Origin of the sequence: Limnospira indica PCC 8005, from assembly GCF_000973065.1 — a bacterium.
In the GTDB taxonomy this organism is placed as follows: domain Bacteria; phylum Cyanobacteriota; class Cyanobacteriia; order Cyanobacteriales; family Microcoleaceae; genus Limnospira; species Limnospira fusiformis.
Genome location: NZ_FO818640.1, coordinates 1,073,887 through 1,086,871, shown reverse-complemented (window position 1 = coordinate 1,086,871; position 12,985 = coordinate 1,073,887). Strand labels below are relative to the sequence as shown.

The 12,985-nt window shown below is 45.9% G+C and carries 17 protein-coding genes; 1 reads left to right on the top strand and 16 read right to left on the bottom strand.

Translation table 11 applies throughout. The features are described from left to right. The first annotated feature begins 84 nt into the window (after positions 1–84). The gene (locus tag XZ46_RS04730) at positions 85–273 is read left to right on the top strand and encodes a hypothetical protein (RefSeq protein ID WP_006621314.1); all 189 of its coding nucleotides are present in this window, start codon (positions 85–87) and stop codon (positions 271–273) included. 198 nt (positions 274–471) lie between these two features. Here the strand turns inward: XZ46_RS04730 and XZ46_RS04725 are convergent, their stop codons facing one another. The 16 genes from XZ46_RS04725 to rplO all read right to left on the bottom strand — a co-directional run bounded on the left by XZ46_RS04725 (position 472) and on the right by rplO (position 12,920). After that, entirely contained in the window at positions 472–2,181 is a 1,710-nt protein-coding gene (locus XZ46_RS04725; RefSeq protein ID WP_006621315.1) for an ABC-F family ATP-binding cassette domain-containing protein, read from the bottom strand. Positions 2,182–2,393: 212 nt separating this feature from the next. Further along, positions 2,394–2,804 carry a response regulator gene (locus XZ46_RS04720; protein ID WP_006621316.1) on the bottom strand — a complete coding sequence of 137 codons (411 nt, stop codon included), beginning with the start codon at positions 2,802–2,804 and terminating at the stop codon, positions 2,394–2,396. A gap of 197 nt (positions 2,805–3,001) precedes the next feature. Continuing rightward, a complete protein-coding gene (prfA, locus tag XZ46_RS04715; protein ID WP_006621317.1) occupies positions 3,002–4,117 on the bottom strand; it encodes a peptide chain release factor 1 in 1,116 nt (371 codons plus the stop codon). Positions 4,118–4,461: 344 nt separating this feature from the next. After that, entirely contained in the window at positions 4,462–4,713 is a 252-nt protein-coding gene (rpmE, locus tag XZ46_RS04710; protein ID WP_006621318.1) for a 50S ribosomal protein L31, read from the bottom strand. A gap of 195 nt (positions 4,714–4,908) precedes the next feature. Beyond that, a complete protein-coding gene (gene rpsI / locus XZ46_RS04705) occupies positions 4,909–5,319 on the bottom strand; it encodes a 30S ribosomal protein S9 (RefSeq protein ID WP_006621319.1) in 411 nt (136 codons plus the stop codon). Then, positions 5,319–5,777, bottom strand: coding sequence for a 50S ribosomal protein L13 (gene rplM / locus XZ46_RS04700; protein WP_006621320.1), 459 nt, complete (start codon positions 5,775–5,777; stop codon positions 5,319–5,321). Before rplM ends, rpsI begins: the two co-directional genes overlap by 1 nt. A 15-nt stretch (positions 5,778–5,792) precedes the next feature. Next, positions 5,793–6,629, bottom strand: a complete 837-nt coding sequence (gene truA, locus XZ46_RS04695; protein ID WP_006621321.1) for a tRNA pseudouridine(38-40) synthase TruA — start codon at positions 6,627–6,629, stop codon at positions 5,793–5,795. Positions 6,630–6,685: 56 nt separating this feature from the next. Next, positions 6,686–7,036 carry a 50S ribosomal protein L17 gene (rplQ, locus tag XZ46_RS04690; protein ID WP_006621322.1) on the bottom strand — a complete coding sequence of 117 codons (351 nt, stop codon included), beginning with the start codon at positions 7,034–7,036 and terminating at the stop codon, positions 6,686–6,688. Between the two features lie 103 nt (positions 7,037–7,139). Beyond that, a complete protein-coding gene (locus tag XZ46_RS04685; protein WP_006621323.1) occupies positions 7,140–8,084 on the bottom strand; it encodes a DNA-directed RNA polymerase subunit alpha in 945 nt (314 codons plus the stop codon). Positions 8,085–8,224: 140 nt separating this feature from the next. Continuing rightward, positions 8,225–8,617, bottom strand: a complete 393-nt coding sequence (gene rpsK, locus XZ46_RS04680) for a 30S ribosomal protein S11 (RefSeq protein WP_006618077.1) — start codon at positions 8,615–8,617, stop codon at positions 8,225–8,227. A 90-nt stretch (positions 8,618–8,707) separates the two neighbouring features. Beyond that, a complete protein-coding gene (gene rpsM, locus XZ46_RS04675) occupies positions 8,708–9,091 on the bottom strand; it encodes a 30S ribosomal protein S13 (protein WP_006621324.1) in 384 nt (127 codons plus the stop codon). 349 nt (positions 9,092–9,440) lie between these two features. Beyond that, a complete protein-coding gene (gene rpmJ / locus XZ46_RS28205; protein ID WP_006618079.1) occupies positions 9,441–9,554 on the bottom strand; it encodes a 50S ribosomal protein L36 in 114 nt (37 codons plus the stop codon). 502 nt (positions 9,555–10,056) lie between these two features. After that, positions 10,057–10,281 (bottom strand): translation initiation factor IF-1, encoded by a 225-nt coding sequence (gene infA / locus XZ46_RS04670; RefSeq protein WP_006618080.1) that lies wholly within the window; start codon positions 10,279–10,281, stop codon positions 10,057–10,059. A gap of 221 nt (positions 10,282–10,502) precedes the next feature. Next, positions 10,503–11,081, bottom strand: coding sequence for an adenylate kinase (locus tag XZ46_RS04665; RefSeq protein WP_006621326.1), 579 nt, complete (start codon positions 11,079–11,081; stop codon positions 10,503–10,505). Continuing rightward, positions 11,081–12,397, bottom strand: coding sequence for a preprotein translocase subunit SecY (secY, locus tag XZ46_RS04660; protein WP_006621327.1), 1,317 nt, complete (start codon positions 12,395–12,397; stop codon positions 11,081–11,083). Before secY ends, XZ46_RS04665 begins: the two co-directional genes overlap by 1 nt. A 52-nt stretch (positions 12,398–12,449) precedes the next feature. Continuing rightward, the gene (rplO, locus tag XZ46_RS04655; protein ID WP_006621328.1) at positions 12,450–12,920 is read right to left on the bottom strand and encodes a 50S ribosomal protein L15; all 471 of its coding nucleotides are present in this window, start codon (positions 12,918–12,920) and stop codon (positions 12,450–12,452) included. Positions 12,921–12,985: the final 65 nt, after the last annotated feature.

Here is a 12,985-nt window from a genome sequence, read left to right as displayed (position 1 = left end):
ACTTTCCCAAGAATCCCCCAAAACCATAGGGATCAATTATAATAGGTGTTAATGGCTCATTAAACTATCAAGTGAGGCAACGACATGAAAACACTGAAACTGGAAATTCATAAAGTTTCACCCTGTTTGTTTCAATTACTGCGGGACTATTCGCCTAGGCTGCTGGTGGATGGAATTTTGTTTACAATTGATGGCGATAGTTACGACACACTAATGGTTGCTGACAAAATTAGCAGTTTAGTTGCACCCCCTTGGAGTCTAAAAGAAGTGTAGGATGCCAATGCGATCGCCACCATAGGTAAAAATCACTACAACAGACCCAATTTAACATAACTTAACCTCAGTTGTACTCAAGCGAGGAAACCTGACAGAGCGATCGCATAATTTCAACCCCACCCAATTAATAAACACCCGAAAGCCGAGTTTGATATCCCCCTAAATTGGTCTAGGGGGAATTACAGATTTATAAAACTATCTACCCTTAGCCGCTGCCTTTTTCTGAGCCGCCTTAGCCGCCTTAGCTGCTTTTTTCGCGGCTTTTTCGGCTGCTAACTTAGCTTGTCGTTCCTGTTCTTTTTCCTCAGCCAACTTGTCCAAATAATAGTGATAATCTCCCAGATAAACCCGAAACTCACCATCACGAATTTCCACAATTTTATTGGCCACCTGAGAAATAAAGTAACGGTCATGGGATACCAGCAGAACCGTTCCCTCATACTCCTGTAAAGCTGATTCCATCATTTCCTTAGCCGGAATATCCAAGTGATTAGTTGGTTCATCCAAAATCAACAAATTCACAGGTTGGAGCAACATTTTAGCCAAAGCCAGCCGCGCCTTTTCTCCACCACTCAAAGAACCCACTTTTTTAAAGACAGTTTCACCACTAAATAAAAACCGACCGAGGAGGGTGCGAACTTCCTCATTTTTCCAGTCGGGAACTTCATCATGGATAGTTTCCATAACTGTTTTGGTCAAGTCTAAGGCTTCGGCTTGATTTTGTTCAAAGTAACCCGGAATCACATTATGTTTTCCTAGAGATACACTTCCTTCGCTGGGGGTTTCCAGCCCCATAATCATCCGAAGCAAGGTAGATTTACCGCAACCATTAGGACCCAAAAAAGCTACGCGATCGCCTCTTTCAATTAGCAGTTCTGCCCCCAAAAACAGGATTTTCTCATCATAGGTATGCACCAAATCTTGAATTTTAACCACATCCCGGCCACTACGGGGAGCCTCTGGAAAGTGGAATTTCAGCGTTTTTAAAGAAGCTGTAGGAGCCTCAATTTTCTCAATTTTATCTAACTGTTTTTCGCGGCTTTTTGCTTGGGTACTACGGGTGGCACTCGCCCTAAATCTTTCGACAAATTCCTGTTGTTTTTCGAGTTCCTTCTGCTGACGTTCATAGGCGCTTAATTGAGCAGCCTCAGCTTCCGCCTTTTGTAGCAAATAGGCGGAATAGTTACCCAAATAAGTCCGAGAAACTCCCCGTTCGGTTTCGACAATTTGAGTACAGAGACGGTCTAAAAACTCGCGGTCATGGGAAACAATTACCATGGGGGTAGTTAAACCCTTCAGGTAAATTTCTAGCCATTCTATCGTTTCTAGGTCGAGGTGGTTTGTCGGTTCGTCCAGTAGTAATAAATCTGGTTCTTGCAGAAGAATTTTACCTAAACTCATACGCATTTGCCAGCCACCACTAAAGGCGCTAACTAAGCGATCGCCATCTTCCGAGTCAAACCCCATTTCTGGTAAAATCTTCTCAATTTTAGCTTCTAAGCCGTAGCCATCAAGGGATTCAAATTTCCGTTGGAGTTTATCCAATTTATGGATTAATTCATCCAGGCGATCCGGATCAGCCGTTTCCATTTCTCGCTGAACTTCACCATAAGCTGCATGGGTAGCGTTAGCCTCATTAAAAACCCTCCAAAACTCCTCTCGGACGGTGCGCGCCGGATCAACTTCAAATTCCTGGGTTAAATAGGCGATATGTAGACTTGATGGCTTAATAACTTCCCCGGATGTGGGTTCAACTTCTCCGGCTATAATTTTAAGTTGGGTAGACTTTCCCGCCCCATTTACCCCCACTAAACCAATGCGATCGCCCGGTTTAACTTCCCAGTTAATATCTTTAAGAATAGTACCTGTGGGATAGATTTTGCTAATATGTTCTAGTCGCAGCATCAACAGTCTCCTAGGACGAAAATATGTTCAAGGGTGGGGTCAGGAAATCGTGTAAGGATAGGTTCGACCGTAGATCCATTTCCTGGAAAGATATGGCATCACCCCCCTACACTGTCATCAAAGCCAAAAATTACATACCCGCATTGGATCTTAACAAAAATCAACCATTTCTGGAGTCATGGCTAAACGTGATCAAATTAGGCCTTGGTTGTTTATGGATTTTCTGCACCTTGTCGCTGCTGGTAAACTGCTTTAGCATCTTTAATGGTAGCCTCAAACACTGTGGGGTCCCACGGTTTAGTAATACACTGAAACAATTGCGCCGCCTCTAAATTTTCGCCGGATGCTTCTAGGGTTTCTGGGGAGTATCCACTCAGCAAAATCCGAATTGTGTCGGGAAAACGGGCCACAGTTTTACTGAGGAACTCAAGTCCGGTCATTTCTGGCATACTCTGATCGGAAATTATGATCGCCATTTCCCCTTCAGTTTCCAGTAATTGTAAAGCCGCCGTTGGGCTATCTACTCGAAACACCTGAAATTCGCGGCGAAATATCCGATACAGCAAATCGAGGTTATCGGGTTCGTCATCAACTACCATCAGTTTGAGTTTATTTTTAGCCATTTCTCAACATCAGACTGCACTGTTTGCTATCTCGGAAGTAATGGTGCTGTTTTTCCACTCAACTCTGCTTCCCGTAACACGATCGCAGAACCCCCCAACTAGAAACCGGGTTTCTTGGTTAAATCTTTGATCAGAAACGAAAAACTCTCACATCAACCCGGTTTCTTTCCCCAATCATAAAATAGCGATCGCCATTATTATACAGATGCAGGAGCAGTTGATTCTGCTAATTGTGCCAATCGTTCCTGTTGATCTTGAATGATACACGCTTGGATCAAATCTCCTATTCCCCCTTCTAATACTGGGGCTAACGAGAAATTATGACCCAGACGATGGTCTGTCACCCGATTATCCTTATAGTTATAGGTGCGGATTTTTTCCGACCTTGAACCTGTCCCCACCTGCGATCGCCGCATGGAAGTCACAGCATCCTGTTGTTCCCGCAGTTTAGCTTCGTATAACTTAGCCCGCAAAATCTGCATAGCCCGTTCCCGGTTTTTTAGCTGACTGCGTTCTTCCGTACAGAATACCCGAATACCCGTCGGTTTGTGGAACAAATCAACTGCCGTTTCCACCTTGTTTACGTTCTGACCACCTGCACCTCCGGATCTAGCCGTAGTCATCTCAATATCTTTCGGGTCTATTTGCACTTCCACATCATCAACTTCTGGCATAATTGCCACCGTTGCTGTGGAAGTATGAACCCTCCCACCTGCTTCCGTTACAGGAACTCGTTGGACTCGATGAACTCCCGCTTCAAATTTAAGCTGACTATAAACGCGATCGCCTTGAATTTCCAGAATCGCCTCTTTAAATCCCCCCATATCAGCCAGGGACTCACTCAGTAGCCTTACCCGCCAACCTTTAGTTTCAGCATAGCGGGAATACATCCGCACCAAATCCCCCGCCCAAATACTCGCTTCATCGCCGCCAGTACCTGCCCTAATCTCTAACATGATATTTTTATCATCATTAGGATCTTGGGGTAGCAGGAGAATTTTCAGGCGTGTTTCCAACTCTTGCAACTTCGTGGTTAGTTCTTCTACCTCCAAAGCTGCCATTTCTTTCATTTCCTTGAGTTCAGGATCATTCCCCGTCTCTCGGAGGATTTGTTTGGCCCCGGCTAACTCCGTCTGAGTTGTTTTCCAATCTTGATAGGCATTAACCACATCTTCCAGGGAAGACCGAGTTTTGGCTACCCGTTGAAATTCATCAGGATCTGTCGCAATTTCAGGATCTGCTAATCGTAAAGTTAACTCCTGAAAGGTTTGCTCAACGGATTTGAGTTTATCTAGTAAATAAGTTTCTGCCATGGCGGTTCGGTTGCCTCTTGTTAGTAGTCGGTTGTCGAAGCATAATTTAGCTTAAATTGTCTTTGTCTCCGTCTTGAACCCCGGGTATAAAGATATCTTAAATATCGGAATTTTGCAGCTTTTTACCATCAAAATTATCGGTAAATGTGGGTGATTTACATCATTAAATATTCGATAATTAGGCGTTGGCATTACCTCCATCACCATCATTAACCCTTACTTAATGGTGGTTTACAACTTATTTTACACTGCTAAATATTAGGGATAAACCGGAAACCAAAAATCGGTCGGTTGCCAGTAGTCAGACGCTACGGACAACAGACGACAAACAATCGACAACCCGGCTATTTTTTCGATTGATCCGCTTCCGTTCCTGTGGCTTGACTCTCATCAATCATGCCATACTTACGCAGGAAGCGTTCAACTCGTCCTTCTGTGTCAATAATCTTTTGAGTTCCAGTATAGAATGGGTGGATTCCAGACCAGATATCAACGTGCAGTGATGGCTGTGTGCAACCAACTTTCATAACGACTTCGCCGTTACAGATTACTTCAGCTTCTGGATACCATTCGGGATGAATATCAGGTTTAGGCATGGTTTAAGCTACCAAGTCAAAATCAACAAATTTTACTTTCTTTCTATTATAGCCATAATTGGCTCGCGACAGGCTGAGTCACAAAACCTAATAAATTGAGATTCTGCACCCACCTGGGGATGGGCAATATTACCACCCCCTGTCTAGGATAGTTTACACGATCGCGCTTGAGTCTGGATTGATAGCCAAAACTCTCTAGCGTTTCGAGTATTGGGGAGCCTTGCGAGCTTTCCGCAAGCCGTATTTTTTCCGCTCTTTAGCGCGAGGGTCACGGGTTAAATAGCCTTCTGCTTTCAGTGGTTGGCGATTATCAGGACTTAACTCGCATAAAGCACGAGCCACACCTAAGCGGATGGACTCCGCTTGACCTGTGAGACCCCCACCTTGGACATTTACCAGAACATCGTAATCATTTTCTAGCCCTAAAGTTTCTAGGGGTGCTTTAGTAGCTGAAAGATAGCTCGTGTTAAATTGCAGATACGATTCGCCCTCGCGACCATTAATAATTACCTGGCCACTGCCCGGAACTAAACGCACACGAGCGATCGCTGATTTCCGGCGACCTGTACCCCAGTAAACTGCCTTACCTGTATCTATAGCCTGCATTATTTACCTCCTGTGGGAATTGTGTCAATTTTCAGCACTTCAGGATCTTGAGCCTGATGGGGATGAGTCGGACCAGAATAAACTTTTAGCTTCGTAAATAGTTGGCGGCCCAAAGCATTTTTGGGGAGCATTCCCTTAACTGCTTTCTCAATAATTCGTTCCGGGACTCGGTTTTGCAGTTGATCAAAAGTCTCTGTCTTCATCCCTCCCGGTCTACCCGAGTGGCGACGATAGATTTTTTGCTCCCCTTTTTTGCCAGTTACTGCCACTTTGTCAGCGTTAACCACGATTACAAAATCCCCTGTATCCATGTGGGGGGTGTAAGTGGGTTTATTTTTGCCACGAATGATTTGAGCAATTTCTGTAGCCAGGCGGCCCAGTCTTTGATCCGCCGCGTCAATGACGTACCATTTTCGTTCAATGGAGTCAACCGGCGGCAGATAGGTTTTAGTCATCATGATCTTGCAGTTCTCCTAAGTTAATGGTGATTGTGGTTCAGTTTTTCCTAGGATAAATTTAGGAAAAGTATCGAACCAGATATCAGGAGTAAAGGGGAAATTCGGATAGCCTACCCGTAGTAGGCACAACCCCTGGGGAGGGGCTGCCGATTTGACAATTTCCCGACGTTCGTTGACCCAGATATCTTGGAAGTTTTCTAGCGATCGCTCCCCCGCCCCCACCTGTACCAGCAGCCCCACCAGTAATCGCATCATTCCATACAGAAATCCGCTCGCTTGAACTTCAATATGAATAAATGCTTCGCTCCGCCAACATTGCACATCCTGGACATCCACCCAAGCATGGGGGCGACTAGAACCAGCTCGTTGGAATGCTGATAAATGGTGATAGCCCAGTAATGGTTTGAGAGCTGCCAACATTAGGCTTTCATCCAACCGCTGATGATAGTAGTGCCAGGTAAACCGACGGATAAACAAGTTAGGTCGAGCATCCGTGTAAAGGCTATAGCGATAGCGTCGCCATTGAGCGTCAAACCTGGCGTGCCAATCCTTCGCTACCGGAGCCGATGCCCTAATCAGGACATCCGCTGGCAATCGGCTATTGAGAATGGTTGCCCACCGATAGGCAGGAATATGGGCTGGGGCATCAAAATGAGCCACCTGGGCTGCTGCATGAACTCCAGAGTCCGTGCGACCTGCTGCATGGAGGGGGACTCGCTCCTGCTTTAAAACCTTGCCAATAGCTGTTTCTATGTCCTCCTGAACCGTGCGCTGATTGGGTTGCCGTTGCCATCCGTGGAAGTGGGTTCCATCGTATTGGATAATCAGAGCAATGCGCTGTTTATCAGTCATTGACAATCCGCCTTCCCTTGAGTTCAGCTTGAGTCACCGGCTCCCTGACAATCGCCTTAAACCAGCTCAATGATTGCCATTTCCGAGTTATCTCCCCGGCGAGGAACCGTTCGCACAATGCGAGTATATCCCCCTTTACGGGAGCCATAGCGCTGGGCTGCTCCTTCAAACAACGCATGAACCAGTTGTTTGTCATAGATATAGCCCATCGCTTGGCGACGAGAGGCGAGTGTTCCATCTTTAGCTAGAGTAATCATCCGTTCTACTTCAGAGCGCACAGCTTTAGCTCGTGCTTTCGTCGTAGTTACACGACCATGACGGATGAGTTCGGTAGTCAGCGATCGCAAAAGGGCTTTTCGCTGGTCCGCAGGTTTACCAAGTTGATGAATACGACAACGATGACGCATGACAAATTATTTAGATAAGTTACTTAGATTTAGTTCCGAAACCAGCCATAAACAGGCACTCACAACTCATTTCGAGCCGTGACCTTCTATGGCACTCACCTACTCAAGATTTAGCTGCTCGCTCCTTAGGTAAAGTAATTCCTAGGCGGTTTTGGAGAGCTTCGATCACCTCTTCAGCAGACTTTTGACCGAAATTTTTGATCTCTAGGAGATCTTCCTCTGTATAATCTCGTAAGTCCGCCACCGAGTTGATTTGCGCTCGTTTTAGGCAGTTATAAGCCCTAACCGAAAGTTGTAGCTCCTCAATCGGGATCTGGCTGGTAGGATCGATATCATCCCTTTGATCGCTCGTAATTGATTCTAGGTTGATATCTTTCAGGGCACCGAATAGATCCACCAAAATCGCAGCCGCTTGACTGATCGCTTCTTGGGGAGTCAAACTGCCACTCGTCCAGATTTCCAACGTCAGCCGATCTTTCTCCAAAGATCCACCATCGCGGGCATCTTCTACAGTGTAGTTTACCTTCCGTACCGGCATGAAAATTGCATCAATTTGGAGAAAATCCAAAGCCGCAGAATCATCCCGATGTCTATCAACCGCTCGATACCCTGTCCCCTTTTCAATCTGACATTCCATCTCCAGAGTTGCCCCCGGGGATAAGGTAGCAATATATTGATTTTTATTGACCACCTCCACTTCCGAGGGTAAATCAAAATGGCCGACTGTTACGGTTGCTGGACCTTGCACCAAGAGACGGCCAATTTGCTTCTGATAGGTATGGCTTTTGAGAACTGCTTCTTTCAAATTCAGCATGATCTCTAGGACATCTTCCCGAACCCCTTCAATCGTTGCAAATTCGTGGTTAACGCCAGCAATTCGGACCGCTGTAATGGCAGTCCCTTCTAAATTTGACAGCAGCACCCGCCTTAGTGCATTTCCAACGGTTATTCCCTGGCCACGATCTAACGGTCCCAGGACAAATTTGCCATACTGACTACGGTCAGTGCTTATATTGGATTCAATACACTCAATCTTAAACTGCGCCACCGATTGACCTCCGTTCGACTCTTACCCCAAAAATTAGACCTAACCCATTACCAATGAAAAATGAAAAGTATCGGGGATGTAACTTCTCATTTTTCAAAACCTGTTACGGCTTTAGTTTGGGCGCACGCCACCAGGCTTTTTTACACCCTACGACGTTTGGGGGGACGACAACCATTGTGAGGAATTGGGGTGACATCACGAATGAGAGTAATTTCTAGTCCCGCTCCCTGCAATGCCCTAATTGCTGTTTCTCGACCTGATCCAGGACCGCTGACCATTACTTCAATTTGGCGCATACCTTGGTCGGACGCTCGACGGCCAGCACTTTCAGCCGCTGTTTGGGCTGCAAAGGGAGTTCCTTTTTTCGCTCCCTTAAATCCTGTAGACCCGGCGGAAGCCCAAGATATTACTTCCCCATTTTGATCCGTAATACTAACAATTGTGTTGTTGAACGTAGACTGAATGTAAGCTACCCCGTTGGGGACATTCCGTTTTTGCTTTTTTGGTCCAGTTTTTTTAGTTTGTCGCGCCATAGTTGTCTCTTTAACGACCTATTGAGTTGATTAACTTGCCTACTGAATAATTGATTAATACAGTTGGCCCATGGAAAGCCTCTCCATAGACTATTTCTTGGAGGCGGCTTTTTTCTTACCTGCTACAGTTCGGCGAACTCCACGCCGGGTTCTGGCATTCGTCCTCGTCCGCTGACCCCGAACCGGTAATCCCATTCGGTGACGACGACCACGATAAGTACCAATATCCATTAAACGCTTGATGCTCATCGCTTCTAAGCGCCGCAGGTCTCCTTCTACTTGGTAGTTAGTTTGGATTACAGAACGTAAAGCTGCTACGTCCGCATCAGTTAAATCCTTAACCCGAGTGTCGGGGTTGACACCCGTCTCCGCTAAGATTTCTTTGGAGCGAGATAATCCAATTCCGTAGATATAGGTCAGACCAATCTCAACACGCTTATCGCGTGGAAGGTCTACTCCGGCTATCCGTGCCACGTTTTTTTCTCCCTAATAATCGTGCTGTGCCAAAATTAATTACAGTGCCGAGTTGTTCTATTTAATCCTGCCAGTGATCAGACCGTGAAGGCTAACTTCACACTTCCTAGCTTAGTGACTGAGCCGCCTCGCGCGGCCATCATAACAGCCATTAAGTGCGTTTGACGAGGGTATCACTGGCTTGGGTTAGTGGGATACTTAATTTAGCTTTCCCGCTACTTTGCTTTTCTTCCCTCTGTGTACAATAGACATCAACAGTTAATATGGGTAGGGTGCGCCAGACCAATTAATAATCATTGAATCTGCGTGCATTCTGCCTCTCTGACGCACTTCACTACCTTCATCATCACTATCCTTGTCTTTGCTTATGTTTGGGATTCGAGCAAATCACCATCACTCGCCCTCGACGGCGAATGACGCGACATTTTTCACAAATTTTCTTCACTGATGCTCTAACTTTCATGTCAACCTCATGGGAGTTGGGAAACCACTAGATTTAGCTGGCCGATTACAATTTTATGGCTCATGAATTTGCCTTACCCTACTGGGGAAGAAAGACAGAGGTGCTGTATCTTTCTATGGTTAGCCTGATTTAGGCTGTTTTCAGCACAAAGTTACTTCGCTACTATGGTGTTACTGGTCGGCGGTACTTTCCCCAGAGTATTATTTGACAACTCAGCCCTACGCGCAGGTAGTCCCCTTGTTGATTTTTAACTCTTAGGTTTTAGTGCTTGAGATTAGCGACCCCCCTATCCCCTAGGAAATTCAACTATTGTCCATAACTTAGTTCCCCGGAAACATGGCTGTTGACCAGCCTGGTTTTTACAGGGGGATGCTAACGCTATATAGAACGACACTAACTACTAATAGTAGTTTACAACAAATTCTTAATTATACCACAGGCTAAAAATTTTTAGCCAGGATTGAGGTAAATCAACCTGGAGCGATTCAGCTATGAGGGGAACCTATTTCTTTTTCAGTCGATAGGTGATCCGACCTTTGCTGAGATCGTAGGGGGTTAATTCTACCTTGACGCGATCGCCCGGTAGAATTTTAATGTAGTTGCGCCGGATTTTACCCGAAATGTGTGCTAGTACATTAAAACCATTATCGAGATCGACTCGAAACATAGCGTTGGGAAGGGACTCGGTAACAGTTCCTTCCATTTCTATTAAGTCTTGTTTAGACAAACTGTTAGTTCCTCAATTCGGTAAATAAACCCCCCAGTAGGCGACTAAAATCATCCAACCAGGCAGAATAGCGTCCGGGCTAGGGCCTGAGCGTGTTAACATATCTTATCAAAATCTGGTAATCATCCATGTCATCAACACAAATGACTAAGCCACGATGGGAACCGCCGGGGGGAGATTTGGTGCCCAGATTGGTGAACCTGGATTCTCCATGCCAATGATTAGCTGGTAATTACCTCTTTTAAACTATCGGTTACTTCTTCCATGGTGCGATCGCCATTGATATGATGCAGTTGGTTACGACTGCTGTAAAATTCAATCAAGGGAGCCGTCTGTTCCCGATAAACCTGAAGGCGATGTAAAATCGTTTCTTCATGGTCATCTTCACGACCTCGCACCAGCAATCGTTTCAGGATGACATCATCTGGAACCTCTAAATTAATGACCCAGACGTGATCTTTATCTGGAATTTTGCCCGTTTTCTCATCAACCGACAACAAATGCTCTTGGACAAACTGAGCCTGGCTGACATTACGAGGGAACCCATCGAGAATCCAACCCGTTTCAGCATCAGGCTCTGATAAACGGTGAGTCACCATATCCAAAATCAGTTGATCCGGAACCAAATCACCCAGATCCATATAGGTTTTAGCCTGTTGACCCAGGGGAGTTTGCTTAGAGACATGATCCCTCAAAATCTCTCCAGTAGAAATGTGAGGAATTTTCATAATCTCAGCCATACGAGCCGCTTGTGTTCCCTTTCCCGAACCAGGCGGCCCCAAAAAAATCAATTCCCGCATTATTTTTTCACCATCCCTTCATATCTTTGAGAAATTACATAGGTCTGAACCTGCTTGGCGGTATCAATAGCAACCCCGACCAGAATCAGTAGAGAAGTAGCACCAAAGCCTCGGAAAGTAGGAACTCTGGTAGCGCTTTCGACTACAGTAGGAATAATTGCTACTAAACCCAAGAAAACCGCTCCCAAAAAGGTTAAGCGATTCAGAACCCGCTCAATATACTCACTGGTGGCGCGACCTGGACGAATTCCGGGAATACTAGCTCCCATTTTCTTCAAGTTCTGAGCCATATCTACGGGATTCATAATTAAAGAAGCGTAGAAATAGCTAAAGAACAGAATCATCAGCAAGTAAAAGGCAATATAGAGCCAAGGAGCAGGTCCTCCGGGACTCAGATAAGTAGAAATTTGTACCAGAACCGGATTATTAGCAAACTGGGAGATAGAAGCCGGAAGAATCAAAACTGCCGAAGCAAAGATAATCGGCATCACCCCGCCTTGATTTAGACGCAAAGGTAGATAGCTACTTTTTTCGCGATAAAGTTTGCGACCCACTTGTCGGCGGGCGGAAACAATAGGAATACGACGGGTTCCCTCTTGTACAAAAACAATCCCAACAATCATTGCTAGGAAAATCAATAACAAGATCACAACTCGTCCTACAATAGCGCTATCACCACTTTGAGCTAATTCAATGGTACTGCCCAATGATTGGGGTAGAACCGCTACGATGTTGATAAAAATGAGCAGGGAAGCGCCATTACCGATACCGCGTTCTGTAATCAGTTCCGATACCCACATGACAAACATAGACCCAGCAGCCAGAGCCAGGACTACTTCAGCCATGACTATGAACTGTGGTTGATTGGGGTTTTGAGCAAAGGGGCTGACCCAAATGGCAATACCAATACTTTGCAAGATAGCCCACCCCAAGGCCACATAGCGGGTAATTTGAGATATTTTCCGCCGTCCGGCTTCCCCTTCGTTTTTTTGCAAATCTTCTAAAGTGGGGAGAGCCGCCGTCATCAACTGCATGATAATGGAGGCGTTAATATAGGGGAGAATTCCCAGAGCAAAAATACCCAGGGCTGAAAATCCACCCCCGGAAAATAGGTCCAGAAAACCGATAAAGGGGGTGTTTTGAATATTTTGGCTAAATGCTTGCCGATCAATGCCTGGGATAGGCAGGAACACGCCCAAACGAACTAGAATGAGCAGACCAATGGTTACGAGAATACGACCCCGTAAACCAGCAGCCTGAGCCATCTGCATGAATGTTTCCTGTGCAGTTGGCGTTTTTTCTCGACTGACGACCATGAAGGACTACCTCTTGAAAACACTATTGGGAATGTACAGAGCAAGCTAATGCTTAACCTTCCGGGCTGGTGTTTCTGGCTCCTAAGACTTCACAACTTCCCCCGGCTGCTTCAATTTTAGATCGAGCGCTTTGGGTGAAGGCTGCTGCTTTAACCTGAAGTGCTACATTTAGTTCTCCATCTCCCAAAATCTTGAGCGGTCCCCGGTCAGTAGTAATAATTCCGGCCGCAATGAGAGAGGATAGAGTTACTTCGCTGTTGACACTCAGAGAATCCAGACGACCCACATTAATGGTAGTGTACTGTTTTCGGTTGACCAGAGGAAAGCTTTTTAATTTAGGTAGTCGTCGATAGAGGGGGTTTTGACCTCCTTCAAATCCGGGTCTGGTGCTGCCACCGGAACGCGATTTTTGACCGCGCATTCCTTTGCCACAACTAGCTCCTTGTCCGGCAGAAACCCCACGACCAAGGCGACGGCGACGTTTTTGAGAGCCAGCTTTGGGCTTTGCGTCTTGTAATCTCATGGTTGTCTCAGTGCATTGCAATTGATGGGTTATCAGTGAGAGGCAATTGAGGAATTGCCCCGATG